The sequence below is a fragment of the Aquisalimonas asiatica genome (assembly GCF_900110585.1).
GTDB lineage: Bacteria > Pseudomonadota > Gammaproteobacteria > Nitrococcales > Aquisalimonadaceae > Aquisalimonas > Aquisalimonas asiatica.
In genome coordinates, this window is record NZ_FOEG01000013.1 from 12,008 (window position 1) to 37,212 (window position 25,205).

At 67.5% G+C, this 25,205-nt stretch carries 24 protein-coding genes and 1 other RNA gene; 11 read left to right on the forward strand and 14 right to left on the reverse strand.

Annotated features, from left to right (window positions below; all coding sequences use genetic code 11):
* Positions 1-68: 68 nt before the first annotated feature.
* The 5 genes from putA to BMZ02_RS17320 all read left to right on the forward strand — a co-directional run bounded on the left by putA (position 69) and on the right by BMZ02_RS17320 (position 6,178).
* Positions 69-3,224 carry a bifunctional proline dehydrogenase/L-glutamate gamma-semialdehyde dehydrogenase PutA gene (gene putA, locus BMZ02_RS17300; protein ID WP_091646288.1) on the forward strand — a complete coding sequence of 1,052 codons (3,156 nt, stop codon included), beginning with the start codon at positions 69-71 and terminating at the stop codon, positions 3,222-3,224.
* A gap of 368 nt (positions 3,225-3,592) precedes the next feature.
* On the forward strand, positions 3,593-4,633 hold the full coding sequence (locus BMZ02_RS17305) for a hypothetical protein (RefSeq protein WP_091646158.1): 1,041 nt from the start codon (positions 3,593-3,595) through the stop codon (positions 4,631-4,633).
* A 63-nt stretch (positions 4,634-4,696) separates the two neighbouring features.
* The gene (locus BMZ02_RS17310) at positions 4,697-5,038 is read left to right on the forward strand and encodes a hypothetical protein (protein WP_091646160.1); all 342 of its coding nucleotides are present in this window, start codon (positions 4,697-4,699) and stop codon (positions 5,036-5,038) included.
* Entirely contained in the window at positions 5,035-5,715 is a 681-nt protein-coding gene (locus tag BMZ02_RS17315) for a C39 family peptidase (RefSeq protein ID WP_091646162.1), read from the forward strand. Before BMZ02_RS17310 ends, BMZ02_RS17315 begins: the two co-directional genes overlap by 4 nt.
* Position 5,716: 1 nt before the next feature.
* On the forward strand, positions 5,717-6,178 hold the full coding sequence (locus BMZ02_RS17320) for a hypothetical protein (protein WP_091646164.1): 462 nt from the start codon (positions 5,717-5,719) through the stop codon (positions 6,176-6,178).
* Between the two features lie 236 nt (positions 6,179-6,414).
* Here the strand turns inward: BMZ02_RS17320 and BMZ02_RS17325 are convergent, their stop codons facing one another.
* From BMZ02_RS17325 to BMZ02_RS17365, 9 genes are all read right to left on the reverse strand, one after another.
* Complete coding sequence (locus BMZ02_RS17325; protein ID WP_139209260.1) at positions 6,415-7,443, reverse strand: hypothetical protein; 1,029 nt, start codon at positions 7,441-7,443, stop codon at positions 6,415-6,417.
* 65 nt (positions 7,444-7,508) lie between these two features.
* Positions 7,509-8,834, reverse strand: a complete 1,326-nt coding sequence (locus BMZ02_RS17330) for a sigma-54 dependent transcriptional regulator (protein WP_091646168.1) — start codon at positions 8,832-8,834, stop codon at positions 7,509-7,511.
* Positions 8,835-8,941: 107 nt separating this feature from the next.
* The gene (locus BMZ02_RS17335; protein WP_245754069.1) at positions 8,942-9,658 is read right to left on the reverse strand and encodes an ABC transporter ATP-binding protein; all 717 of its coding nucleotides are present in this window, start codon (positions 9,656-9,658) and stop codon (positions 8,942-8,944) included.
* Positions 9,651-10,394 carry an ABC transporter ATP-binding protein gene (locus tag BMZ02_RS17340; RefSeq protein WP_091646172.1) on the reverse strand — a complete coding sequence of 248 codons (744 nt, stop codon included), beginning with the start codon at positions 10,392-10,394 and terminating at the stop codon, positions 9,651-9,653. Before BMZ02_RS17340 ends, BMZ02_RS17335 begins: the two co-directional genes overlap by 8 nt.
* A 21-nt stretch (positions 10,395-10,415) precedes the next feature.
* On the reverse strand, positions 10,416-11,666 hold the full coding sequence (locus tag BMZ02_RS17345; RefSeq protein ID WP_091646174.1) for an ABC transporter substrate-binding protein: 1,251 nt from the start codon (positions 11,664-11,666) through the stop codon (positions 10,416-10,418).
* Between the two features lie 28 nt (positions 11,667-11,694).
* Complete coding sequence (locus BMZ02_RS17350) at positions 11,695-12,645, reverse strand: branched-chain amino acid ABC transporter permease (RefSeq protein WP_091646175.1); 951 nt, start codon at positions 12,643-12,645, stop codon at positions 11,695-11,697.
* Entirely contained in the window at positions 12,642-13,505 is an 864-nt protein-coding gene (locus BMZ02_RS17355) for a branched-chain amino acid ABC transporter permease (protein ID WP_091646176.1), read from the reverse strand. The genes BMZ02_RS17350 and BMZ02_RS17355 overlap by 4 nt, the downstream gene beginning before the upstream one ends.
* A gap of 17 nt (positions 13,506-13,522) precedes the next feature.
* Positions 13,523-14,356 carry a phosphoenolpyruvate hydrolase family protein gene (locus BMZ02_RS17360; protein WP_216110923.1) on the reverse strand — a complete coding sequence of 278 codons (834 nt, stop codon included), beginning with the start codon at positions 14,354-14,356 and terminating at the stop codon, positions 13,523-13,525.
* 11 nt (positions 14,357-14,367) lie between these two features.
* Positions 14,368-15,570, reverse strand: coding sequence for a Tm-1-like ATP-binding domain-containing protein (locus tag BMZ02_RS17365; RefSeq protein ID WP_091646179.1), 1,203 nt, complete (start codon positions 15,568-15,570; stop codon positions 14,368-14,370).
* 234 nt (positions 15,571-15,804) lie between these two features.
* On the opposite strand from BMZ02_RS17365, the gene BMZ02_RS17370 reads away from it, so the two are divergent.
* Positions 15,805-16,479: a phosphoenolpyruvate hydrolase family protein gene (locus BMZ02_RS17370; protein ID WP_091646181.1), complete on the forward strand. Its 675-nt coding sequence runs from the start codon at positions 15,805-15,807 to the stop codon at positions 16,477-16,479.
* Here BMZ02_RS17370 and BMZ02_RS17375 read toward each other — a convergent pair.
* The 5 genes from BMZ02_RS17375 to BMZ02_RS17395 are packed head-to-tail and all read right to left on the reverse strand — an operon-like array spanning position 16,464 to position 22,695.
* On the reverse strand, positions 16,464-18,275 hold the full coding sequence (locus BMZ02_RS17375; RefSeq protein ID WP_091646183.1) for a phosphoenolpyruvate hydrolase family protein: 1,812 nt from the start codon (positions 18,273-18,275) through the stop codon (positions 16,464-16,466). The genes BMZ02_RS17370 and BMZ02_RS17375 overlap by 16 nt on opposite strands.
* A 46-nt stretch (positions 18,276-18,321) precedes the next feature.
* A complete protein-coding gene (locus BMZ02_RS17380) occupies positions 18,322-19,530 on the reverse strand; it encodes a UbiH/UbiF/VisC/COQ6 family ubiquinone biosynthesis hydroxylase (protein WP_091646185.1) in 1,209 nt (402 codons plus the stop codon).
* Complete coding sequence (ubiH, locus tag BMZ02_RS17385; RefSeq protein ID WP_091646290.1) at positions 19,523-20,752, reverse strand: 2-octaprenyl-6-methoxyphenyl hydroxylase; 1,230 nt, start codon at positions 20,750-20,752, stop codon at positions 19,523-19,525. The genes BMZ02_RS17380 and ubiH overlap by 8 nt, the downstream gene beginning before the upstream one ends.
* Before the next feature lie 5 nt (positions 20,753-20,757).
* The gene (pepP, locus tag BMZ02_RS17390; protein ID WP_091646186.1) at positions 20,758-22,065 is read right to left on the reverse strand and encodes a Xaa-Pro aminopeptidase; all 1,308 of its coding nucleotides are present in this window, start codon (positions 22,063-22,065) and stop codon (positions 20,758-20,760) included.
* Between the two features lie 39 nt (positions 22,066-22,104).
* Entirely contained in the window at positions 22,105-22,695 is a 591-nt protein-coding gene (locus BMZ02_RS17395) for a UPF0149 family protein (protein ID WP_091646187.1), read from the reverse strand.
* A 75-nt stretch (positions 22,696-22,770) separates the two neighbouring features.
* Here BMZ02_RS17395 and BMZ02_RS17400 point away from each other — a divergent pair, with 75 nt between their 5' ends.
* The 5 genes from BMZ02_RS17400 (at position 22,771) to BMZ02_RS17420 (ending at position 25,205) form a co-directional block, all read left to right on the forward strand.
* Positions 22,771-22,998 (forward strand): TIGR02449 family protein, encoded by a 228-nt coding sequence (locus tag BMZ02_RS17400; RefSeq protein WP_091646189.1) that lies wholly within the window; start codon positions 22,771-22,773, stop codon positions 22,996-22,998.
* A 1-nt stretch (position 22,999) separates the two neighbouring features.
* Positions 23,000-23,299: a cell division protein ZapA gene (locus BMZ02_RS17405; protein ID WP_091646191.1), complete on the forward strand. Its 300-nt coding sequence runs from the start codon at positions 23,000-23,002 to the stop codon at positions 23,297-23,299.
* Between the two features lie 85 nt (positions 23,300-23,384).
* A non-coding RNA gene (ssrS, locus tag BMZ02_RS17410) (6S RNA) lies at positions 23,385-23,572 on the forward strand.
* Between the two features lie 61 nt (positions 23,573-23,633).
* On the forward strand, positions 23,634-24,101 hold the full coding sequence (locus BMZ02_RS17415) for an EVE domain-containing protein (protein WP_091646193.1): 468 nt from the start codon (positions 23,634-23,636) through the stop codon (positions 24,099-24,101).
* A 147-nt stretch (positions 24,102-24,248) separates the two neighbouring features.
* Entirely contained in the window at positions 24,249-25,205 is a 957-nt protein-coding gene (locus BMZ02_RS17420; protein WP_171909975.1) for a glucosaminidase domain-containing protein, read from the forward strand.

Here is a 25,205-nt window from a genome sequence, read left to right on the forward strand (position 1 = left end):
CCCTCGCCCGTTACCATCCACTCTGGTGGTGGCCGTTCCCGGCCACCACCCGGTAAGGGGTCATGCACATGATCATCAAACCCGGTCCACGCCCTTCCAGCCTCAGGCAGGCCGTTCGCGAAGCCTACCACCGCGACGAGACCACCATGGTCGAGGCGCTGCTCGACGAGGCGGCACACCCGCCGGAGCGCCAGCAGCGCGTGGCGGCGGAGGCAACCCGGCTGGTACAGCATGTCCGTGACAACCGCGTCTCCCAGGGCGGTATCGACGCCCTGCTCCACGAGTACGACCTCTCCAGCAAGGAGGGCGTGGTGCTCATGTGCCTGGCCGAGGCACTGATGCGCGTCCCCGACTCCACCACCGCCGACGACCTGATCCGGGACAAGATCAGCACCGGCGACTGGGCCTCCCACATGGGCCACAGCGAGTCGGTGTTCGTGAACGCCTCCACCTGGGGGCTCATGCTCACCGGCCGGGTGGTCCGCTTCGACGAGCGTTCCACGCGGGACCTCGCCTATACGGTGCGGCGCATGGTCCAGCGCAGCGGCGAGCCGGTCATTCGCCAGGCGATTCGCCAGGCCATGCGCATCATGGGCAAGCAGTTCGTCATCGGCCGCACCATCGACGAAGCGCTCAAGCGGGCGCGGGACGACGAAAAGCACGGCTACCGCCATTCCTACGACATGCTGGGCGAGGCGGCGCGCACCATGGAGGATGCCGACCGCTACTACGCCGCCTACCAGAACGCCATCAAGGCCATTGCCAAAAACGGCAAGGGCAAGGGCGTACTGGACGGGCCGGGCATCTCGGTGAAGCTCTCGGCACTCCACCCCCGGTACGAGTTCGGCCACTTCAACCGCAGCCGCGACATCCTCGTGGAACGCCTCGGCCGGCTCTCGGAAATGGCCCGGGATGCCGACATCGGCCTGTGCGTCGATGCCGAAGAGGCGGACCGCCTGGATATCTCCCTGGACGTGATCGAGGCCGTCTCCGGCGACGGCAGCCTGGCGGGCTGGCACGGTTTCGGGCTGGCGGTGCAGGCTTACCAGAAACGCGCGGCCCCGCTGATCGACTGGCTTGCCGACCTGGCGGACCGGCATGACCGCCGGCTGATGGTGCGGCTGGTGAAGGGCGCCTACTGGGATAGCGAGGTGAAGAAGGCGCAGGAAAGCGGCTACCCGGAGTACCCGGTGTTCACGCGCAAGGCGAGCACGGATGTGTCCTACCTGGCCTGCGCGCGCCGCCTGCTGAAAGCGGGCGGCGACCGCATCTACCCGCAGTTCGCCACCCACAACGCCCACACCCTGGCGTGGGTCATGGAGGAGGCGGGGGACGCCCCCTACGAGTTCCAGCGACTGCACGGCATGGGCGAAGCCCTCTACGAGCCCATTGTCGGCCGCAAGCAGGGGCATCGCCCGGTGCGCATCTACGCCCCCGTGGGCAGTCACGAGGAGCTGTTGCCCTACCTGGTGCGCCGACTGCTGGAGAACGGCGCCAACAGCTCCTTCGTCAATCGCATTCAGGACGAGAAGCTGCCCATCGACGAGATGGTGGCCGACCCGGCCGACGCCGTCCGCGGCCTGCAGCGCAAACCACACCCGCGGATCCCCCTGCCGGCCAACATCTACGGGGAGCAGCGCCGCAACTCCAGGGGCGTCAACCTGGCCGACCACCTGGTCGTCGAGCCACTGGGCGACGCCATGGACACCGCCGCCGGGCAGCACTGGCACGCGGCGCCCATCATCGGTGGGAAATCGCTCAAGGGCGAGGGAGACCCCATTCTCAACCCCGCCGACCGGCGCCAGCAGGTGGGCCGCGTAACCTGGACAACGCCGGAACAGGCCGATGAAGCCATCACCATGGCCAGCCGCGCCGCGGCAGAGTGGTCCGCGACGACCGCCGAGGAGCGCGCCACCTGCCTGGACCGCATGGCCGACCTCATGGAAAGCCACATGGCTGAGCTCATGGCCCTGTGCGTGCGCGAGGCGGGCAAGGGCGTCCCGGATGCGGTCGCCGAGGTGCGCGAAGCGGTGGATTTCTGCCGCTACTATGCCCAGCGCGCGCGGCTCGACTTCGGCACACCGATGCCGCTGCCCGGCCCCACCGGCGAGAAGAACGAGATCGCCCTCCACGGCCGCGGCGTGTTCGTCTGCATCAGCCCGTGGAACTTCCCGCTGGCCATCTTCACGGGTCAGGTCACGGCGGCGCTGGCCGCTGGCAACACCGTGGTCGCCAAGCCCGCCGAACAGACCAGCCTCATCGGCACCCGCGCCGCGGAGCTGCTGCTGGAGGCAGGCATTCCGCCCGAGGCGCTGCAGCTTCTGCCCGGCGGCGGCGACATCGGCGGCCGGCTGGTGGCCGACGAACGCATCAACGGCGTCGCATTCACCGGCTCGGTGGCGACGGCCCGGCGCATCAACCAGACCCTGAGCCAGCGCCAGGGGCCGATCATTCCCCTGATCGCCGAGACCGGCGGCCAGAACGCCATGATCGCCGACTCCACCGCCCTGCCCGAGCAGCTGGTCCGCGACGTGCTGATTTCATCCTTCCAGAGCGCCGGTCAGCGCTGCTCCGCCCTGCGCGTGCTTTACCTGCAGGAGGACGTGGCGGATCACGTCCTGCACATGCTCAACGGCGCCATGCAGGAACTCACCGTGGGCGACCCGGCATGGCTGGCCACCGACGTGGGGCCGGTGATCGACCCGGAGGCCCGGGACGGCCTGATGCGGCACGTGGAGGCCATGAAACGCAGCGCGCGCCTGGTCGGCGAGACGCCACTGGGGCCGGATACCGAGCACGGCACCTTCGTCGCCCCGGTCGCCTTCGAGATCAACGGTATCGATGATCTGGACGACGAGCACTTCGGCCCGATCCTGCACGTGGTGCGGTACAAGGCCGGCGAGCTGGACCGGGTCGTGGACGCCATCAACAACACGCGGTACGGGCTCACCCTGGGCGTGCACAGCCGCATCGACGCCGTCGCCGAACGGGTGGCTCAGCGTGCGCGGGTGGGCAACCTGTACGTGAATCGTAACCAGATCGGCGCGGTGGTCGGCGTGCAGCCCTTCGGCGGCGAGGGACTCTCGGGCACCGGCCCGAAAGCCGGCGGGCCGCGCTACCTCCACCGCTTTGCCACGGAACGTGCGGTCACCGTGGACACCACCGCGGCGGGGGGCAACGCATCCCTGTTCGCCATGGGAGACGAGGAGGACCTGCCGCGATGACAGGGTGCGGAGTGGCGTCGCAGCGCTGAGACACCACTCCGCCACGCCACCAAGCGGCCCGATCCGGGTGTTCGGGCCGCTTGGACCGCGCCGACGTCTCGCCGGTGAAACAGGTTGCCCCTCGGGGCACGGCCAATCCACGGGGCAACCGGGGCTCCGCCACGGCGGCGCGTACTCGCGCAACGGAACGAACCCGGAAGACACACAAAAACATCCTAAATATCAACACCCTGCAGAACCATCATTGATACTCCCACGCGAACGGGGGCCATTGGCCCGCCTCTTGCTGTCCTGCACCACGCCGAGCCGAGCGGTGCGCCCGTGCCGGTACTTTTCCTCAGAGACAGACGCGTGTAAGGAGTTCAATCATGAAGAAGACCAACGCAATCATCGCGGCCTCCATTGCTGCCGTATTCGGCCTGGGGATGCACGGAATGGTGCTCGCCGAGAACGACAACAACGCCAACGCCGACAATGCGTCCGCCTCGGCGGCTGGTGAATCCACGGCCACGGCCGACAGCAGCAAGAGCTGGGCCGATTCCGCGAACGACAGCTCCAACAACAGCACGAACGATTCCGGGAACGATAGCTCTGACAACAGCACCAATGTTGCGGACTCCGGCAATGACAGTTCCGACAACAGTCAGAACATCAGCGACTCCGGCAACGACAACTCGGACAACAGTATCTCGGACTCGGGCAACGACAGTTCCGACAACAGCACCAATGTGGCCGACTCCGGCAACGACAGTTCTGACAACAGCACCACGGTCAGCGATTCCGGGAACGACAACTCCCAGAACGACAACAGCACCAACATCGCCGACTCGGGGAACGACAACTCCGACAACAGCATTGCCGATTCCGGCAATGACAGCTCTGACAACAGCACCAGCATCGCCGACTCCGGCAACACGACGGTCAGCGATTCGGGGAATGACAATTCCGACAACAGCACCAATGTTGCGGATTCGGGCAACGATAGCTCCGATAACAGCACCAACATCGCTGACTCGGGCAACGACAGCTCCGACAACAGCATCAACATCAGCGATTCCGGGAACGACAACTCGGACAATTCGGACCACTCGGACAATTCCGACAACTCCGATAACAGCATCGCTGATTCCTACAACGACAACTCCGACAACTCCGTAGCGGACTCCTACAACGACAACTCCACCACCTCCATCAACATGAGCCAGGCGGTGGCCAGCAGCGAGCTGTCGGGCGAGGTGTCCGGCAACTACGTGGATCTCAATGGCGAGAGCAACTTCTCGGCGGACAACTGGATCGGCGGCGGTGCCTTCGGCGAGATCGCGGGCATCAACCAGGCGTCGCAGAACAGCGGCTCCAACAGCCTGACCCAGCAGAACGTCACGGTGCAGTCGAACCTGAGCTTCGACTGATCCGGCGTGATCCCTGGCGGGCTTCCGTTCGCGGAAGCCCGCCACTTCCAGGAGGTGCGATCCATGAAGACCCGGGCCCTGTTGTTCTGCACTGCCGCCGTAACGGTTCTGCTGCTTCCGGTTGTCGGCGCCGCCGATGGCGACGCTCTGTTCGCCTCGCCGCTGGAGGCCGAGGAGATGGACGCCCACCGCGGCATGTCGAGCCAGTATCACGCCCAGCTCGGTCTGCTCTCGGGCCAGGCGGTTCTCACGGACAACGAGATCGGTACGGCCTACACGGGCGACAACAACGTCTCCCACGGCGCCTTCAGCGACGTCCATGGCATCACCTCGGTGATCCAGAACAGCGGCAACCATGTGATCATCCAGGACTCCACGGTCCTCAACGTCACGGTGTCGCAATGAAACAGTGGCTGTGCCTGGCCTGCCTGCTGATGGCGGCAGCCCCGGCCAGCGCCGGCACGGTGTGGCTGTCCGGCGCCGCCACCACGCTGGCCGTGGACGTGGTCAACATGCGCGACGCCCGCTTCCACGGTGTCGTCCGCCAGGCCTACGATTTCAGTTGCGGCGCCGCTTCCGTGGCGACGCTGCTCACCTACCATTACGACGACCCCATCGATGAGCGCACGGCGCTGGAAGGCATGCTGGAGAACGCCGATGCCGAGCGCGTGCAGACCGAGGGGTTCTCGATGCTCGACATGAAGCACTTCCTCGCCGAGCGTGGCCTCAACGCCGACGGTTTTCGCGCCGGGCTCGACGCCCTGGCGGGCACCGGCATCCCGGCGATCGCCCTGATCAACACCGATGGTTATCGCCATTTCGTGGTGATACAGGGGGTGTCACCGGAGGAGGTCCTGGTGGGCGACCCGGCGCTGGGGGTGCGTGTCTACAGCCGCGCGGAGTTCAAACGGATCTGGAACGGGCTGCTGTTCCTGGTGCGCGACAACGTGGAGCAGGCCAGCAAGACCTTCAACCGCACCGAGCAGTGGGCGGTGCGCACGCATATCCCCTACGGCATCGCGCTGCAACGGCCAACCCTGGATGGCTTCACCCTGTCACTGCCCCGTGCGGGGGACTACTGACATGCGTACCGTGCTTCGCACACTGGCCCTCAGCCTGTGCATCGCCACCCCTCACGCCAACGCGGCGGAGCCGTTCTTCCAGGCACTGAATCCCGTGGACGACGCCCTGCTCGCCGAGATGCGCGGCGGCTTCATGCTGCCCGGCGGCGGCATGCTGACCCTGAGCATGGACAGCGGCGTGCTCATCAACGGCGACTACGCCGCCCACGTGCAGTGGGACAACGGCCGCGTCCAGCTCAACCACACCGGCCTGGAAACAGAAGGGCTGCGGGTGGGCGCCCTGGACGCGGACGCCATGGCTGCCGGGCGCTCGATCGGCTGGGTGGTGCAGAACCAGATCGACAACATCCGCATCCAGAACTTCACCGAGTTCAACGTGGACCTGCAGGGCGTGCGCGGCGTCACCAGCATCAGCCGTGACCGCATGCTGGAAGCCCAGGCGGTCATGCAGGTCATCCGGTAATTGGTGCCCGGGTCAGGGGCGAGTGAGGGTCGAGCCTGTCGGGCTCCGGCGCTACGCCTTGATCCGTCCCTCCGGCCTGGTCGATTTACAGCACATCCCTGTGCTGTAAATCGATGGCGGCGTCCCTGCCGCCACCCTTCGGGCCGGACGGCCTGCGGGCCGGGGCTCCGCGAGTCGCCCGACAGGCTCGCCCCCCACTCGCGATACCAGCCCCGCGGTGCAGCCTCCATGAAAGTTCAGAACCGGAACGGCAGGCGCAGGGAGATCTGCACATCCGGCGCGGCTTCGGTGACACCGAACCCCAGACCGATATTGGCGGTGGTGCGCGCCCCCAGGCGCTGACTGATCCCGAGCGACGCCGTGCCCACCTGCACGCGGCGGAAATTGGGCTGGATCTCGCTCTGGCTGCGATCCTTGAGACGGGTGCGCCCGACCACCGAATGGTCGTACCCCAGGCTGAACGACGTGCGGTCATTCACGGCCAGCCCCATGCCCAGGCCGAAGCTGATGGCGTCACCGGGGTCGACCAGCCCGTATTCGCCACCCACATCGCGCTCGATGCTCCAGAGATAACTGACGTGGCCGTAAAGAACTGCCGGCTGGGTCGGGTAGATCATGCTCAGGCTCGGCTGCACGCTCCAGAACCCGGAGCCCGTGGGCTGCTCCAGGAACGCCTCGCCGATGCTGTCACCCTCGTCGGTCAGGAGTTCCTGGGTATCCACATCGAACGGCCCCCGGCCGGTGTCGGACTTGATCCGCAACCCGCCCACGAACAGCGGCCCCTCGGCGCCGGTGTTGATCTGGTACCGGATCCCCGCCTCGATGTCGCCAAGGCCGTAGCCGGTGGAGCGCTCCACGCCCGGGTAGCTGCTGTCCGCCAGAATCTCCCGCTCGCGGATGGTCTCCTCGCGGTAGATGTAGGGGATGCGCGCCTCCACCTCCAGGCGTTGCGTGAGGCCGTAACGCAGCGTCAGGGCGGTGGTGAACGTGTCCCGCTGGACCTGGCTCACGTTGATCAGGCCGATGGCAATGGCCGGGATGACGGTGAACCCCTGGATATCCACCTGGGTGGACCCCGCATGGGTGTACTGCAGGGAGGGCTCCACCACCAACGAGCCGCGCGAGCTGAGCACCGATCGCTCACCGGTGACCACGCCCACATCGCGGGCGCGGTCGCCGCTGTCCTCGCTCTGGGCCTGGGCCAGGGAATGACTGAAGGAGAGGACCACCGCCGCACCGATCGCCGACCAACGCACCACTCTCATCGCCGGACCCCCAGTTCTGAGCCCGACGGCAGCCGGGCATTGTGCTTCTTCAGGGCACCGCCCGGTCAGCGCACCTCCAGTCCGTGGCGTCTGATCATGCGGTACAGGGTGGCGCGCGATACCCCCAGGGCCTGCGCCGCCAGGGAATAGTTATGCGTGTAGCGTGCCAACGCATTGCGGATCGCCACCCGTTCCGCCTCCTGCCGTACGACTGCCAGACAGTCCACCGTCCGGTGGATCTGCCGGCGACGCTCAAGCCCCAGATCCCGTGGCGTGATCAGCGCGTGATCACTGAGAACGGCGGCGCGGCGGACCCGGTTCATGAGCTCGCGCACGTTGCCCGGCCAGTTGTGGACCTGCATGGCCTCGATGGCGTGGCGGCTGAAGCCCTTGGCGCGCCCCCGGCCCTCGCCAGCGAACTCCTGCAGAAAATGCTGGGCCAGGGAGAGCACGTCGTCGGCACGGTCCCGCAGGGGCGGGAGTTCAAGACGCAGGACATTGAGGCGGTAGTAGAGGTCTTCGCGGAAGCTGTTGCGGGCGATGGAGTCTTCCAGGTCCACGTATGTTGCAGCGATGACACGCACCCGGGGGCGCACCTGCCGGGTGGCGCCAAGCCGCTCGAACGTGCCCTCCTGGAGAAAGCGCAGCAGGTTCACCTGCAGATCCATGGGCAGGTCACCGATCTCGTCGAGAAACAGGGTGCCGCCATCGGCCGCCTCGAGCCGACCGATCCGCCGGCTCGAGGCGCCGGTGAATGCACCGCGCTCATGGCCGAAGAGTTCCGAGTGGATCAGTGACGCGGGCAGCGCACCGCAGTTTACCGCCACGAACGGCCCGTCGGCCTGCCCCGAGGCATCGTGGATCGCCTGTGCAGCAAGTTCCTTGCCCGTCCCGCTTTCGCCCTGGATCAGCACCGGCGCCCGCGACCGCGCATACCGCGGAATCAATCGGAAGAGCCGCTTCATGGCCGGGCTGCTGCCGACCATGGGCCCCGCGCAGCCATCCCCCGGCGACTCGGCGCCCAGTCCGGCAATCCCCCAGGCATGGCCGAGACAGTACACCAGGCGCTGGGGATCAAGGGGCAGCACGTGGAAGTCGTAGCAGTGGTCGCAGATGGCATCCACGACTGCGCCCACGGAGAGGCACTCCCGCGGCAGGGAGGCGATCCAACGGACATGGCGCATGGACAGCAGCAGGTCGTGCCAGTCTCTGGTCAGCCCCTGGGGCCCGAGACTGATGACACCGACCCGGAACCGCTCGCGCTGGTGAAGGGCTTCCGCCTCTTCAGGCGTATCCGCCGGGAAACACGTCCACCCGGAGGCCTGTATCGCCTCCGGCAACTGCACGGCGTCTCCCGTTGGAGTGATATGAAGCAGACTGCGAGTCAGCACGCCCGATGCCCCCGTGCGTTACCAACCAGCTTGAACGCTTGGTATAGTTGTTACGCATCGGAAGTATAGTCAGGCGCAGCGACTTTGCCATGGAGGTGCGACGCCGCTCAGGCGGAGACACCAAGATACCGGCCGAGCACCTCGTCGTCGGTCATGTCGTCCTTGTCGCTGGTCTCGTAGACGATCTGCCCTTCGGCCATGAAGTACGCGCGGTCGGCGGCCAGCGCCGCGGCCTTGACATTCTGCTCGATCAGCAGCACCGCCACGCCCTCACGGCTCAGGTCTCTCAGCCCGTTGGAAACCGTCTCCACCACCGACGGCGCCAGCCCCTCGGTGGGCTCGTCCAGGATCAGGCAGCCCGGATTGGTCACCAGCGCCCGGCCGATGGCCAGCATGGAGCGTTCACCACCGGAGATCTGGTTGCCGTAGGACTTCCGCCGCTGGGCCAGGGACGGGAACATGTCGTAGACGGCCTGGATGGTCCACTGTTCTCCGGTCGGCCCCGGGCGCCGGTTGAGCGTCAGGTGCTCCTCCACCGTCAGGGACGGAAACAGCCGTCGGCCCTGTGGCACGTAGCCAACGCCATGCCGGGCGATGCGGTGCGGCGCCCAGCCACTGACATCGGTACCGAAAATGCTGATGCGGCCTTCCACCTTGGGCGGATTGAGCCCCACCAGCGCCCGGGCCAGCGTCGTCTTGCCGACACCGTTGCGCCCCATGATGGCGACACACTCGCGGTCCACGCGCAGGTTCAGGCCCTGCAGCGTGTGGCTGAGGCCGTAGTGGGCATTCAGGTCGGCAACGGAAATCATCGATTCAGTCATGGGCACGCCCCAGGTAGATGTCACGCACACCGTCGTGGGCGGCGATCTCGTCCGGGGATCCCTCGGCGAAGACCTCGCCCTGGTGCAGCACGGAGATCCGGTCGCTCAGTGCCAGGACCATGTCCATGTCGTGCTCGATCATCAGCAATGTCACCTCCCGCGGCAGATCACGAAGCATTTCGGTGAGTACCTGCCGCTCCGAACGCGACAGCCCCGCAGCCGGCTCATCCAGCAGCAACAGCCTGGGCTCCTGGGCCAGCACCATGGCCAGTTCCAGCTGCCGCAGCGTGCCGTGGGAGAGGCTGGAGACGAGATCGTCCAGCAACGGCGTCAGCCCGAGCCGGTCGGCCGTGGCGAGCAGCACATCATCCAGGGCCTCGTCCCAGGGCTGCCAGAGCGACGGCAGACGCCCGTCGCCGCGGGCGAGCGCCAGGTTCTGCCGGACCGTGACCGTGGGCACCAGCGTGGAGACCTGGTACGTCCGCCCCAGCCCCTTCAGGGTGCGCTGGATCACCGAATCCCGGGTAATGCGGTCGCCGAAGAAGTGGATGTCTCCACGGTCCGGCCGCAACTCGCCCGCGATCATGTTGAACAGCGTGGTCTTGCCGGCGCCGTTGACGCCGATCAGGCCGTGGCGGGCTCCGGCCGCCACGGAGAGGTGGACGTCGCTGGCCACCACCAGCGATCCGAACGACTTGGCAATGCCAGCGACGCCCAATGCCTGCTCCGTACTCATGCAATCGCTCCTGCGTTGCGTTTACTGCTGGTAGAAGTCGTCACTGCAGTCGGACGGCGGGAAATCCCGGTCGTACGGGTCCGACTCCAGGTACTCGTCCGGGTCGTAAGGACCGAACTGGCTGACTTCCTCGTAGGTCTCGATGGGCACGTTCTTGAGCCGGCCGTCGACCTCCTTCACCTCGTTGATGTAGATGTTCTGCACGGGGTTACCGTACTCATCCAGGTGGAAGGGGCCGCGCGGGGCATCCTCCATCTCCGTCTCGCGCAGGGCGGAGATGATGGCGTCCCGATCCAGGCTCTCGGCCTCTTCCACGGCGCCCACCGCCATCTTCAGCGCCACGTAGCCGTGTTCGGCCGGGGCCAGGGGCATGGTGTCCTCACCGTGCATGTCCCAGAACGCGTCACGGAAGGCGATGAAGTTGTCCGTCTCCAGGCCTTCGGCATACTGCAGCGCCGAGAGACCACCCTTGGCCGACTCGCCCATCTCCGGAAGGTCGCCGACGGCATAGAAGTTGGAGCCACCCAGCAGGGTCATACGCTCGTGCATGCCGAAGTCGCGGTACTGCTCGAAGAAGGCCAGGCCGTCACTGCCGGCGCCGTTGTAGAGCACCGCATCACCGTCCGGCAGGGTCGCGAGGATGGAGCTGTAGTCGGCCGTGTCCAGCGGGTGCCAGATGCGCTCCACGGAGCCACCGCCCGCCTCACAGAATCCGCGCATGAAGCCGCCGAGCTGGTCGTAGGGGAAGGCATAGTCCTGGCCGACCATGATGATGTCGTCGTAACCCAGCTCTTCGGCCACATAGGCGCCGAAGGCGAACATGGGCTGCGCGCCGGTCCAGCCGGCGCGCACCACGTTGTCCACCCGGTCGCGCATGGTGATGTCCTCGGAGGCCGAGTAGGAGATGACCGTTGGCACACCGGAGCCGCTCGCCCACTCCAGCCCGGCCAGGCCGGTGCCACCGAGGACGGGGCCCACGACCACGTCGACATTGTCCCGGGAATCCATGGCGCGGAGCTGGTCAACCGTGACCTCGGCATCGCCCTGGGAGTCGTAGAACTCCACCTCCAGATCGTAGCCGGCCACCTCGCCGCCAAGCTCCTCGATCGCCAGTTCCACACCCATGCGCTGCTGTTCACCGAAGAACGAGAACACACCGCTGGTGGGACCGATCACGCCAACCCGCAGGGTGTCATCGGCCTGGGCGTTGACGGTGGCAGCGACGGCCAGGGCCGAAGCGCTCCCGATTGCAATGGTCTTGAGTGCTTTCATGAGACGTCCTCCTCCGGACGGATTGTCGTTATGTGGACGAAGTCGAGGCCTTGCGACCGCGAACCAGGGATTTCCACGGGAACTCGGACAGCCCCCGCGGCATGAGCAGAATGCACAGCGCCAGCACCCCGCCCACCACCATCATGTGGCGATCGGTGTACTGGGACACGCCGGTCTGCAGGGTAATCAGGATGGCCGCCCCCAGGGCCGGGCCCCAGATGGTGCGGTAGCCCCCCAGCACGGCGGCGGTGAGCACCAGCACGGCCTGGTTCAGTGACAGGGGCGACGGCGTCATGATGCCCATGTCGTAGACCAGGAACACCCCGGCCACGCCGGCGATGGCGCCGGCCAGCACGAAGGCGGTAAACCGGGCCAGATAGACCGGATGCCCGAGGGCGCGCATGCGTTGTTCGTTCTCCTGAATGCCCAGCAGCAGCAGACCGAACCGGGACTTGTAGAAGCGGTGCACGCCCAGGAAGATCAGCACGGTGCAGGTCGCCAGCAGCACATAGAACACCCGCGGGTCATTGAGATTGAACCCGAGGACCATGGGCAGGCGCACACCGGAGATGCCGTTGTAGCCGCCGGTGAGCCCCACCCACTGGAATGACAGCGCCCAGACCATCTGACCCAGCGCCAGCGTGAGCATGAGAAAGCTCACCGCCTTGGCCCGCACGGTCAGCACGCCGAAGACCACGGCGAACAGCACCGATGTGAGTATGGCCGAGGGGATGACCACCGCATAAGGCAGCCCGTGCTGGGCGCCGAGAATCGCCACCACGTAACCGCTCACCCCCGCCAGGGTCGTCTGGCACAGGGAGAACCATCCCAGCCGCCCCGCCAGAACCGAGAAACTCAGGGCCATGAGCGCATAGATCATGGCGCGGTTGGTGCGGGAGACGGCGTAGTCACCCGCGATCAGCAACCACACCAGCAGCCCGGCGACTACACCAAGAATCACTAGCGTTTCGCGTTTCATGTCGTCCGTCCAAACAGGCCCTGGGGCCGGAAAACCAGAATCAGTGTCATGGGCAGGAACAGGAAGAACAGGGCGAACTGCGGCAGATAACCGGAGGCGAAGCTGTACACCATGCCGGTGATCAGCGCACCCACGGCCGCCCCCTTGAGCGACCCCATCCCGCCGATGATGATCACCACCAGCGACAGCATCAGCACGCGCACGTCGAGCCCCTGCCCGAGGGACATGTAAGAGGTGCCGATCACGCCCGCGGCGCCGGCGAGGAAGCTGGCGGCCCCGAACACGCCGGCAAACAGCAGCGGCACGTTGATGCCCTGGGTCATGGCCGTCTCCCGGTCATCCACCCCGGCGCGGATGGCCGCGCCGATGCGGGTGCGGGTCATCACCACCCAGAGAATCACGCCCAGGGCCAGGGCACCGATCATGATGTAGACCCGGAAGGTGGGGTACATCATGACGCCGAGATCCATGGGCATGCGCAGATCGGGGGGCAGCGGCAGGCTGATGGACGAACCGCCGTAGATGGCCAGCAGACCGTCGGCGATGATCATGCCCACGGCGATGGTGAGCAGCGCCTCGGAGAGATCCAGCCCGCGCACCCGCTGGAGCAGCAGGCGCTCCATGAGCACGCCGCCGGCCATGGCCACCAGCCCGCCCACGAGAATGCCCAGCATCAACGAATCCGTCTCCTGGACGACCTGCACGCCGACGTAGCCACCCAGCAGGTAGAACGCCCCGTGGGCCAGGTTCACCACCCGCATCAGGCCGAAGGCCAGGGTCAGCCCGGTGGCCATGAGAAACAGCAGGGCCGCCAGGGTGAGACCGTTCAGGGACAGGAAAAAGAATGTATCCAGAGTCATGCTTGCACCGCTTCCCGTCAGCCTTCGGCAATCGCCTTGAAGGCGCGCGTCTGGTCGGTAAGGGCCTGCTCGGTGGGCAGCCGCTCCATGCTGGAGGCACCGTAGAAGCCGTTACAACCCGGGCAGTGCTTGAGGATGTAACGGGCATCGTCGGGCATGGCGATGGGGCCGCCGTGGCACAGTGCAATCACGTCCGGCCGGACCTCGCGGGCGGCGGCGATCCAGTCGTTGATGGGCTGGATGCAGTCGTCCAGGGTCATGGCCGTCTCCGCGCCGATGCTGCCGCCGGTGGTCAGGCCCAGGTGGCACACGATGATGTCGGCCCCGGCCCGGGTCATGGCAATGGCGTCGTCCTCGCTGAACACGTAGGGCGTGGTGAGCAGATCCATCTCCCGCGCCCTGCTCACCACCTCCACCTCCCGGGCGTAGCTCATGCCGGTCTCCTCCAGGTTGGCCCGGAAGGTGCCGTCGATGAGTCCCACGGTGGGGAAGTTCTGGATGCCGGCAAAGCCCATGGCCTTGAGCTCCGCCAGCAGGTGGTCGGTGATCATGAACGGATCCGTGCCGTTGACACCGGCCAGCACCGGCGTCTCCTTGACCACCGGCAGCACCTCGCGGGCCATCTCCTTGACCACCTCGTTGGCATTGCCGTAGGCCATCAGCCCCGCCAGGGAGCCGCGACCGGCCATGCGGTAACGGCCCGAGTTGTAGATGACGATCAGATCGATGCCGCCGGCCTCCTCGCACTTGGCCGACAGCCCCGTGCCCGCGCCGCCACCAATGATGGGCTGGCCGCGCTTGACCATCGCCTGGAAGTGGCCGACCAGTTTTTCCCTTGTCCACCTGCTCACTGTTGCCTCCTTCACCGGGCCGTCATGACGGCGCGGAAGTGGTCCACCAGAGCCTGCGAGAACTCCGGATCGTTGATGTTATGGGGATACCGGATGAGCTGACGGTCGGCCGTCTGCTGCACCGTCTCCTCCAGTGCCTGGAACAATGCCGCATCGGCTTCCGGGTCGTGGAACGGCTGCCCGGGCGCGTCGATCAGCGACACGCCGCCCTCCGGCAGCAGGAACCGCACCGGGCCGTTGCAGCGATTGAGCTTCTCGCCGATCCACCGTCCCATGCGCGCATTCTCCCCGGGGGTCGTGCGCATGAGCGTGATCTGCGGATTGTGTTCGTAGAAGGTGCGCCCGCTGTATTCGGCGGGGACGGTCTCGGGCGCGCCGAAATTGACCATGTCCAGCGCGCCGCAGGAGCCCACGTAGGGCACGCCGGTGCGCGCGATGGCGTCGAACCGGTCCTCGCCGGCGCTGAAGACACCGCCCATGAACAGGTCACAGACCTCGGTGGTGGTGATATCCAGAACCCCGGCAACCATGCCGCTGTCGGCCAGCTTCTCCATGGACTGGCCGCCGGTGCCGGTGGCGTGGAAGATCAGGCAGTCGTAGTCGGCGGCGAGCACGTCCTTGACGCGGTTCACGCAGTCGGTGGTGACACCGAACATGCTGAGGCCGATGGCCTGCTTGTCGCCGCGGTCCTCGGGAATCCGGTTACTCATCATGCCCGCCAGCGCGTTGGCGGCGTTGCCCAGCACCTGGCGGGAGATGCGATTGATGCCGGCAACATCGGTAACCGAGGGCATCATGGTGATGTCACTGGGGCCAACGTAGGGCGCCACGTTGCCCGAGGCCACCGTGGAGACCAGGACCTTGGGCACGCCCACGTCCAGCTCGCGCATGGCCGGCGCAATCATGGCAGTCCCGCCGGAGCCTCCCATGCCGAGCACACCGCCCAGGTCGGAGCGGGTGGTGATGAAACGCCGCAGCGCCTCGCCCATGGCCGCCACCGCCTGCCCCCGGTCGTTCAGGAACACGGCATCCTGGCCGTCGGGGTGATTGGCAGCCACATCGGCGGCGCGGATATCCGCCTCGCCGCCATCGCCGCGGGTGCCGATATCCACCAGCACCGCCTCCACGCCCGCGGCGCGCAGCAGGCCGCAGGCATAGCGCAGCTCGGCGCTCTTGGTGTCGCAGGTCCCGATAACGTACGCCTTGCGCGTCATGATTCTCCTCCATGCTCCGGGGTCTGGGTCGGCACCCCGCCTGACCTGTGGCAACCTTGGGGCGGCTGTCCACGCAGGCTTGTCATTCTGACCCGAGCTGTTGCACAGGCCATGCCAGTGCCGGGAAACCGGGTTATAACGCCGTTTCCTGGGGCTTCGCACCAAAACAGAACGGGTAACAACGGGTAACACCTACCCGTTGTTACCCACTCCTACTCATAACGGGAAACGACCATGGAAGCAGAACGCGATCGGGACGGATACTTGGTTGCCACACTTGCGGAGGCCGCGGACCTGCACCCGGCCCCGGCCCTGTTCAGCCCGCTCACCGCCGGCCTCGACCCGCACCTGGCCACCATGGCGTGCACCTTACCCATTGGCGACAACAACGGCGCGCTGCTGGCCGCCACCCGGGACGGCACACCACCGGGCGCCTCGACCCTGGCCGCCGTGCTGGCCCACGACCCGTTTCGCCGCCCCGCCGAGCTGCTGGAGCAACTCCGGGCCGCCGGATACCGGGGCATTGCCAACTGGCCAAGCGTCGCCCCGTTGGCCGGGGAGCTGGCCGCCGCGCTGGATCATTCCGGCTTCCGTTTCGAGGAGGAGCTTGCGATGCTCCGGCTGGCCGGGGAGGCCGGCATGGAGACGGCGATCATCGTTCACACCCGGGAACAGATGACCGCGGCACTGGACGCGCGGCCGGGGACGCTGGTGATTACGCCGGGCCTGAGCAGTCCGGATGCGGCACAGCGTGAAAAGCGCGCGGAGGCAGTGCTGGCGATGGCGGCGGAGGCCCGCAGCGCCAGCACCGGTATCGTCCGCATTCACCTGCACCCGGGCTTCGCGGCATTGCAGACGGCACCACGCCCCGAGGGCGTGGGGGCACTGCGGCATTACAACAGATCGTAGCGGCGCATCTTGTTGTAGAGCGTCTTTCGCGCCAGGCCGAGATCCCTGGCCGTTTCCCCCCGCCGGAACCGGTTGCGCTCCAGGGCAGCCAGAATCCAGGCGCGCTCGTCCCTGGGCTCCCGGACCACCGGTTCGGCCACGGTCGCCGCCGGCGCGGCCGCGGTCTCCGCCGGCACATTGCCGCCACCCGTGAACGGAACGGCATCGAGCACGGGCAGGTCCGCGGCGGTCACCGCATCGCCGTCGCACATGATCACCGCCCGCTCCAGCACGTTGCGCAGCTCCCGCACGTTGCCGGGCCAGGTGTGGCGCATCAGCGCGCGGTAGGCGGAGGCATCCATCTGCTGGACGCGCGGATTCATCTCTTCGGCGATGGTGGGCAGCAGATGGCGCACCAGCAGTGGAATATCCTCGATCCGGTCGCGCAGGGACGGCAGCGTGATCTCCACGGCATTCAACCGGTACAGCAGATCCTCGCGGAACGCGCCCTCCGCCACCATGCGCCGCAGCGGCTGATTGGTGGCACACAGGATGCGCGCGCGGGTCTTGCGCGGCGTGTTGGTGCCCAGGCGCTCGAAGGAGCCATCCTCGAGCACCCGCAACAGCTTCGCCTGCAGCGGCAGAGCCAGATCGCCGATTTCGTCCAGCAGCAGCGTGGTGTTGCTGGCCTGCTCGAAGCGACCCACGCGGGCCTTGACCGCGCCGGTGAAAGCGCCTGCCTCGTGCCCGAACAGCTCGCTCTCCAGCAGCTCCCGCGGAATGGCGGCGCAGTTCACCGCCACCATGCGCTGGTCCCGGCGACTGCTGGCGGCATGAACGGCGCGCGCCACCAGCTCCTTGCCGGTGCCGTTCTCGCCGGAGATCAGCACGGACAGTTCGCTGTCCGCGACCTTGCGGATCATCTGCACCACCGATGTGATCGCGGCGGAGCGGCCGATGAGCCCGAATTCGTGCCCCTCGCCCAGCCACTCGCTCTTGAGGCTGTGAATGCGTTTCTGCAGTGTCGCCACCGCCTTGTAGGCGGATGTGGTCTCGGCAACGGCCGTCTCCAGGGGAATGCGGTCGATGGTGGAGCCACCGATATAGCCAGCGGCGCCGGAGGCCTCCGCCACCTGCTGGGCCTCCTCCGGCGTGGTGATCGGCCCGCCCTCCACGGCGCAGCGCACCCGCGGGCGTCGGCGACGCACCGCCTCGAACACCTGGCGCGCGTGCTCGCCCGCATCCTCCAGGGTGTAGCGGCTTGGCACCCCGGCCATGCCACCGGCATTCCAGCCGTAGTTGATGCACACCACGTCCACGCCGGCATCGGCCATGAGCACGGCCTCCTCCTGCTGGCGCACGTAACCGCACGTCTGCAGCCCCTGGTTGCGGGCCACCTGCATGAGCATGACCTCACGGCCGAAGCCGCCGCCGCCATACTCCAGGTTCTCGCGCATGGCGCCGTCGAAGTGGACCGCCGTGGGGAAGTTGCAGATGCCGTCGAAGCCGGCCGCCTTCACGTCCGCCACCAGCGCCTCCAGATCAACGCGGGGATCGAAGGCGCAGGCGCCGAAGAACACCGGCAGGTCGACCCGGCCGAGAATCTCGGCGCGGGCGAACTCCAGTACCGCGCGATTGTTATCCGCAACCGGGAGCATGCAGGAGATGGACGGGGCGCCCATGACGCGCAGGCGCCCGGCGTGCAGCGCCAGGAGGAAGTCGGCACCGCCATGGGCGGCCGCCCGGGCGGTCATGCCGGCACCAATGGCCGCACCGACAAGAAAGGTCCGCTTTTCAGATGTGAGCTGCCGTGCCATGTCGGGTGATCCGTCGCCATCAGGGGTTACACCCCACCAACATGTATCACCTGCAGGCGAGACTGGGAAGGTCTCCGCGATGACCGACGGCCTGATCGACGAACAGCGCCTTGGCCGGTGAAAGCCGGTCCGTCACGCCCAGGCCGGCATTGCGCAGCAGTGAACGCCAGGGATCATCGTTGCTGAACAACCAGTGAAAACCGTCCATGGCCGACTGCATGAGCAGGTTATCGCCCCGGCGCCAGCGGGCGTAGCGGCGCAGCACGCCGTAGCCCGCGGGGTCGCGCCCCCGCTCCCGCGCCGCCGCCATCACGTCCACCAGCGCGGCGGCATCGAGAAAACCGAGGTTGACGCCCTGCCCGGCAAGGGGGTGGATGACGTGGGCGGCGTCGCCAACAAGGGCGACCCGCGGGGCCACGTAGGATTCCGCATGCAGCCGGCGCAGCGGGAACGCGGCACGGTCGACACTGGCCGTCACCTGACCCAGCACTGCCTCCGAGGCAGCGGTCATGGCGGTATTGAATTCCTTGTCGGAGAGAGCCTGGAGCTCGGTGGCACGGGCATTCTCCGCCGACCAGACAATGGAGCAGCGGCCATCCACCAGGGGCAGCAGCGCCAGCGGGCCTTCCGGGAGAAACCGCTGCCGCGCCACGGCGCCGTGATGCTGCTCGGTGGTGATGGTGGCGACAATCCCGCGCTGGCCGTAATCCCGCTCGCGCACCGGGATACCGGCGTGCTCCCGGACCATGGAGCTGGCGCCGTCCGCCCCCACCAACAGGCCGCCGCGCAGCCGGCGGCCGTCTTCAAGCCGCACGGTCACTGCGTCGTCACCCGTGTGCAGGTCGTCCACGGCGACGGGGCAATACAACGCGACCCCGGCACGCCGGCCCACGGCCTCGCGCAGCGCATCCTGAATCAGCGTGTTCTCGACGATGTGGCCGAGCCACGCCTCGCCGCGGTCCGCGGCGTGGAAGGTCACACCGGGGTGACCGGCGGCGTCCCAGGCGCGGATCGCTTCAAACGGGCTGGCACGCCGGCCGACGATAGCATCCCAGGCGCCGAGACGATCCAGAATCCGGCGCGACGTGTGGGTGATCGCCGAGACCCGGTTGCTGGTGTGCGCCTCATCCCACGGCGGCGGCTGTCTCGCCTCGACCACGGCAACGGTAAAGCCGGTGTCGGCCAGGCCGGCGGCCAGTGTCAGCCCCACCATGCCGCCGCCGATGATGATGACGTCCGTGCGCTGCTCAGCCATGCTGCGACTCCAGCGACAGCCCGCGGGCGAGCCGGGGCAGCCGGCTGCCCCGGCCCATGGCCTGACGGACCAGCCCGTCACGCGCCCCGGGCAACAACTCCATGCCCACCAGCCCGAGATTGCGGGCCAGCCGCAGCCCCGGGAGGCGGTTCGAGAACAACCGCACCAGCCCGTCGGTCATGGCGGTGACGCGGCGGTGATCGCTTTCGCGGGCGTCGGCGTAGCCCTGCAGCAACGCTGGCGCCCCGGGGTCTTCGCCGCGCCGCCCGGCGCCGTGCAACCGCTCCGCCAGTTCGGCCACATCGCGCAGGGCCAGGTTGAACCCCTGCCCGGCCACCGGATGCAGCGTGCGCGCGGCATTGCCGATGAGCACGCTGCGGCCGGCCACGCGCCGGGCACTGCGGCTCAACCCCAGGGGATAGGCCACGCGCCGGCCCACCCGCAGAAACCGCCCGAGACGGTAGCCGAACGCCTCCTGCAGGGCAGCGAGAAAGTCCGCATCGCCCAGGGCGGCCAGCGCTTCGGCCCGTTGCGGCGACACCGTCCAGACCAGCGAACAGTGCCCTCCAGCCAGCGGCAGCAGCGCCAGCGGCCCCTCCGGCGTGAACCGCTCGAACGCGCGACCGTCAGGGGACCGGGCCGGTGTCACGTTCGCCACCACGCCCACCTGGTCGTAATCGGTCTCGCGCAGGTCGATGCCCAGGCGCTCCCGCAGCGCCGAGCGCGTGCCGTCGGCCGCCACCACGACGCGTGCAGCCAGGTCCGTGCCGTCGTCCAGGGTCAGGTGCACGGCATCGGGCCCCGGTTCCGCCGACTCGACCCGGGCGGTCACGGACTGCACCGCATCCGGCTGCGCCGCCAGCCGCTCCCGCAGCACCCGGCCCAGCACACGGTTGGGCACCACGTGCCCCAGGGCGTCCAGCCCCTCCTGCTCCGCCTGCATGCGGGTAACGCCGAACCCGCCCCGGTCGGAGACGTGGATGGTGCGGATCGGCGCCGCCTCACCGCTGATGGCCGGCCACAGCTCCAGCGCCTCGAGAATCCTGCGGCTGGTGGGCGACAGGGCCGTGCTGCGGTCGTCGTAGCTGGGCTGCTCCGGGGCCGTGGCGGTTACCGGGTCGACCACGCGCACCTGCAGCCCGCTGCCGCCCAGGGCAATGGCCAGGCTGGCGCCCACCAGGCCGCCCCCGACGATCACCACATCCGCTGTTGCCGCCGCCACCGCGCTCACTCCCCCGCCATGGCGGCTTCCACGTCGGCGACGGTCTTGGGCACGCCGGCGCTGAGAATGTCGTGGCCCGTGGCCGTCACGGCCACATCGTCCTCGATGCGCACGCCGATGTTATGCCAGCACGGGTCCACCTCGGGGATGTTGTCGGCGATATACAGGCCCGGCTCCACGGTGACCACCATGCCCGGCTCCAGCAATCGCCATTCGCCATCGATGCGGTAATCGCCCACGTCGTGCGTGTCCATGCCCAGCCAGTGGCCGGTCCGGTGCATGAAGAAGGGCCGGTACGCCTCATCGGCAATGAGCTGATCCACGTCACCGTGCAGCAGCTCCAGGTCCACCAGCCCCTGCACCAGCACGTGCAGCGCCGCCTCGTGGGGCATATTCCAGTGGTTGCCGGGCTGCACGGCGGCGATGGCCGCCTCCTGGGCCGCCAGCACGATCTCGTAGACGGCCCGCTGCTCCGGGGTGAAGCGGCCGTTCACCGGGAAGGTCCGGGTGATGTCAGAGGCGTAGCAGTCCAGCTCCACGCCCGCATCGATCAGCACCAGGTCGCCGTCGCGAAGGGTGGCGTTGTTCTCGATGTAGTGCAGGATGCAGCCGTTGCGGCCACCACCGACGATGGGCGGATACGCCTGCCAGCCGTTGTTGCGGCGGAAGATGTGCTGGAACTCCGCCTCCAGGGCGTATTCCGGCATCTCCGGGCGGCACACGGCCATGGCGCGGCGATGGGCCTCGGCCGAGACCTGTGCCGCTGCACGCATCTGCTCCAGCTCCGCCGGACTCTTGATCAGCCGCATCTCGTGGAGGAGGTGCTCCAGCGCCACGAACTCGCCGGGGGTGCGCGCGCCGGCACGGGCGCGGGTGCGGACCTGATTCACCCAGCCGAGAATGGCGTGATCGAAGTCGGGATTCAGCCCCATGGTGCAGTAGAGGCGATGCTTGTCCTCGAGCATCCCCGGGAGGATCTCGTCGATGTCATCGATGGGAAAGGCGTCGTTGGCGCCATAGCGCTCGCAGGCACCGTCCTGACCGGCGCGCGGCCCGTCCCATACTTCCTTTTCCGGATCACGCTCGCGGCAGAACAGCACGAATTCACCATGCTCCCGCCCGGGGATCAGCACCAGCACCGCGTCGGGCTCCGGGAAGCCGGAGAGGTAGTGAAAGTCGCTGTCCTGACGGTAGGGATGGACCACATCCCGGTTGCGCGGCCGCTCGGGGGCTGCGGCCACCACCGCCACCGCGTTGTCACCCATGAGGTTCATGAGCTCGCGGCGCCGGCGGGCGTATTCCTGCTGATCCATGGGGCCTCCGTGATTGCGGAGCAAGTGTCGATGAGTGGGTCAGTGGGTCCGCTGGCTGCCCTGATCGGCGCCCGGCACCGGCACGGGTTTGTCGCGTTTGCGCGGCTGCAGGTGCTCCCGCACCAGCAGGGCCCCGGTGCGCACGAACTCCAGGAGCTCCTCGTAAGCCGCCTCGTCCGCCTCGCCGCCCTCGTCGCTCACGGCGTGGCTGACCTCGCCCAGGTGGCCGATGATCTCCGCCACCTCCTTCGGCAGCTTGCTCTCCTCCGGCAACCCGCCGACGCCGAGGCCGTAGATGAACCCGTGCGCCCAGCCGCCAAGGCTCTCGGCACGTCGATCCACGGGCGCGGATCCGTCGGGCAGCATCAGCTGGAACTCCAGGTTGCTGTCATCCATGCCCTGCTGGGTGGCGCCGTACAGGGTGGCAAGGCCTTCCAGGCAGCGCCGGGCCGGATCGCCCTTCGGCTCGGTGCCGGCGAGGACCTGGGCGATCCACTGGGCCGCTTCCACCTGCGCGGAGGCGCTGAGCATCCCCGCAAGCAGGCCGTGGGCCTCGGCAGCACCGATCTCGGCGTCCACCTCGGCGAGGGCTTCATTGAGGGCGTCGTAATCGGGTAGAGAGTCAGTCATGGCGCGGACATATCCAAGGCCGTACAAAATCGCTATCCTACCACGACATACAAGGCATCGCGGGCCGCTGCAGGCATGAGTGAATCGTCCCCGAAGGCACTGCGCAGGGAGCTCGACCGGCTGGAACGCCAGGTGGACTCGCTGGTGCGCTACTGTGCCCGTCTCGAAGAAGAAAACCGGGTGCTGCGCCAGTCCCAGGATTCGCTGAACGCGGAGCGTGCCAGCCTGCTCGAGAAGAACGAGATGGCCCGCTCCAAGATCGAATCCATGATCAGCCGCCTCAAGGCCATGGAGCACCACTGACATGCGCGATGACATCGAACCGGTCCGGGTCACCATTCTCGACAAGGAATACATGGTGGCCTGCCCCCCGGACGAGAAAGAGGGCCTGCTGAGTTCGGCCCACATGCTGGATCGGCGCATGCGCGAGGTGCGCGACGCCGGGCGCATCCAGGGAGCGGACCGCATCGCCGTGATGGCGGCGCTGAATCTCACCCACGAGCTGCTCCAGGCGCAGAACGACCAGCGCGAGACCGCATCCCTGGTCGAGGAGCGCGTGCGCGCCATGGAGAAGCGCATCAATCAGGTGCTGCCGGAGTCCTGAACCGGGCACCGCCCATCTGTCCTGGCGGGGATTCTGCAGTACTCCCCTTGCAGTCCCGGCGCCGAGCCCCCACCATGGCACTGGACACCCCCTGCGGCGTTCGACAGCGGTCACAGCTATTCCTTGACCCTCAATTGAATCGCCAGGGGAACTGACGTGGCGGTATCCGGTGCGCATGTCCGCCCCGTGCGGAAAGCCTAAGGCCCCGCTCGTCCTCCCCACCTGAACCTCAGGGTTCAAGGGGCGATACCGCACGGCGCCAGCGGGGGGTGTCCCTTTCCTTGCCAACCCCGGTATCCTGTGCGGCTTCCCCGAAGCCACGGCTGGAGCCCCGATGCAATACTGGCTGATGAAATCCGAACCGGATGTCTTCGGTATCGACGACCTCGCCGACTGCCCGAACCAGACCGACCACTGGGATGGCGTGCGCAACTACCAGGCGCGCAACATGATGCGCGACCAGATGCAGCAGGGCGACCAGGTCCTGTTCTACCACTCGAATACCAAGGTCCCGGGCGTCGTGGGCATCGCCGAGGTGGTACGCGAAGGCTACCCCGACCACACGGCGTTCGACCCGGAAGACCCCCACTACGACCCGAAAAGCGATCCCGACAACCCGCGCTGGTACATGGTGGACATCCGGTTCGTGCGCAAACTGGACCGCACCATCAGCCTCACCGAGCTCAAGGAACTCAAGGATCGCCCCGAAATGGCCGATATGCCTCTGGTGCGCAAGGGCAACCGCCTGTCGGTCATGCCGGTCACGCCGGAGCAGTGGCAGTTCATTCTCGGGCTCGAATGACCTTCCGCCCATCGGGTGAATACGACGGGAACGCCATTCCGTGACTCCCGTCCCGGATCACGACCTGCGGCAAACGCATACTCTCGCGGGACGCCCCGGAGTGGCCGCCGCACCGATCGTGGAGATCGGCATCAAGGGATGAACGCAGTGAGCGACACACACGCAGCAGAACACGGCCTTGCGCCGACCGATCACCGGATCGTGCTGGCAATCGCCAGCGTGATCGCCGTCACGGCTGCACTGGCGCTCGCCTGGCAGCACCTGCGTGACCTGGAGGCGCCATCCCGTGGTGCCGAGGCGTTGGCCTTCGACATGACCATGGCGCCGGTGGAGGCCGACTCCGCGGCCGGGCTGGCCGACACGCTCGACGCGATGGACTTCCCGTGGCCTCCCGAAGGGCCCGTGCCACGCATCCAGGTGGAGCACTTCCCGGATGACATGGCCGAGCTGGATGCAGACACGCGCAAGACGGTGTTCTTCCGGGCTCTGCTGCCGCTGGTGTTGTACGAGAATGCAGCGCTGAGCCACCACCGGGACAATGCCGGGACGCTGCTGCAGGGGGGCACGCCGCCGGAACCGGGCAGTGACGAGCGGGCCTACCTGGGCCAGCTCAAGGACCGCTTCCGGGTCGACGGCGACCTGGACGACGCCGCCGTTCGCCAGCAACTGCTGCGGCGGGTGGACGCGGTGCCGGCGTCCCTGGCGCTGGCGCAGGCGGCCAACGAGAGCGGCTGGGGCACCTCGCGGTTCACGCTCGAGGCCAACAACCTGTTCGGCGAGTGGACGTGGAACGAGGACCAGGGGCTGCTGCCCCAGCAGCGCGCGGAAGGCGCCACGCATTTCGTACGCATCTTCCCCGACCTGCACGGGTCGGTGCGCTCGTACATCCACAACATCAACGTCGGGCACGCCTACGGGGAGTTGCGACAGCAGCGGGCAAACCTGCGCGAGCAGGGTGAGCCGCTGGACGGGATCATTCTGGCGGAAGGGCTGATCCGCTACTCGGAGCGGGGTCAGGCCTACGTCGATGAGGTGCGCGCCATGATCCGACAGAACGGGCTGCACCAGCTGCCGGATCTGGAGCTTGCGGACGACACACCGTGA

Coding starts and splice junctions, on each gene's coding strand:
- pepP (WP_091646186.1), bottom strand. CDS start 22,065: ATGGATCAGCAGGAATACGCCCGCCGGCGCCGCGAGCTCATGAACCTC.
- BMZ02_RS17320 (WP_091646164.1), top strand. CDS start 5,717: ATGCGTACCGTGCTTCGCACACTGGCCCTCAGCCTGTGCATCGCCACC.
- BMZ02_RS17400 (WP_091646189.1), top strand. CDS start 22,771: ATGAGTGAATCGTCCCCGAAGGCACTGCGCAGGGAGCTCGACCGGCTG.
- BMZ02_RS17310 (WP_091646160.1), top strand. CDS start 4,697: ATGAAGACCCGGGCCCTGTTGTTCTGCACTGCCGCCGTAACGGTTCTG.
- BMZ02_RS17345 (WP_091646174.1), bottom strand. CDS start 11,666: ATGAAAGCACTCAAGACCATTGCAATCGGGAGCGCTTCGGCCCTGGCC.
- BMZ02_RS17355 (WP_091646176.1), bottom strand. CDS start 13,505: ATGACTCTGGATACATTCTTTTTCCTGTCCCTGAACGGTCTCACCCTG.
- BMZ02_RS17350 (WP_091646175.1), bottom strand. CDS start 12,645: ATGAAACGCGAAACGCTAGTGATTCTTGGTGTAGTCGCCGGGCTGCTG.
- putA (WP_091646288.1), top strand. CDS start 69: ATGATCATCAAACCCGGTCCACGCCCTTCCAGCCTCAGGCAGGCCGTT.
- BMZ02_RS17415 (WP_091646193.1), top strand. CDS start 23,634: ATGCAATACTGGCTGATGAAATCCGAACCGGATGTCTTCGGTATCGAC.
- BMZ02_RS17305 (WP_091646158.1), top strand. CDS start 3,593: ATGAAGAAGACCAACGCAATCATCGCGGCCTCCATTGCTGCCGTATTC.
- BMZ02_RS17395 (WP_091646187.1), bottom strand. CDS start 22,695: ATGACTGACTCTCTACCCGATTACGACGCCCTCAATGAAGCCCTCGCC.
- BMZ02_RS17365 (WP_091646179.1), bottom strand. CDS start 15,570: ATGACGCGCAAGGCGTACGTTATCGGGACCTGCGACACCAAGAGCGCC.
- BMZ02_RS17335 (WP_245754069.1), bottom strand. CDS start 9,658: ATGACTGAATCGATGATTTCCGTTGCCGACCTGAATGCCCACTACGGC.
- BMZ02_RS17340 (WP_091646172.1), bottom strand. CDS start 10,394: ATGAGTACGGAGCAGGCATTGGGCGTCGCTGGCATTGCCAAGTCGTTC.
- BMZ02_RS17325 (WP_139209260.1), bottom strand. CDS start 7,443: ATGAGAGTGGTGCGTTGGTCGGCGATCGGTGCGGCGGTGGTCCTCTCC.
- BMZ02_RS17370 (WP_091646181.1), top strand. CDS start 15,805: ATGGAAGCAGAACGCGATCGGGACGGATACTTGGTTGCCACACTTGCG.
- BMZ02_RS17375 (WP_091646183.1), bottom strand. CDS start 18,275: ATGGCACGGCAGCTCACATCTGAAAAGCGGACCTTTCTTGTCGGTGCG.
- BMZ02_RS17380 (WP_091646185.1), bottom strand. CDS start 19,530: ATGGCTGAGCAGCGCACGGACGTCATCATCATCGGCGGCGGCATGGTG.
- BMZ02_RS17315 (WP_091646162.1), top strand. CDS start 5,035: ATGAAACAGTGGCTGTGCCTGGCCTGCCTGCTGATGGCGGCAGCCCCG.
- BMZ02_RS17405 (WP_091646191.1), top strand. CDS start 23,000: ATGCGCGATGACATCGAACCGGTCCGGGTCACCATTCTCGACAAGGAA.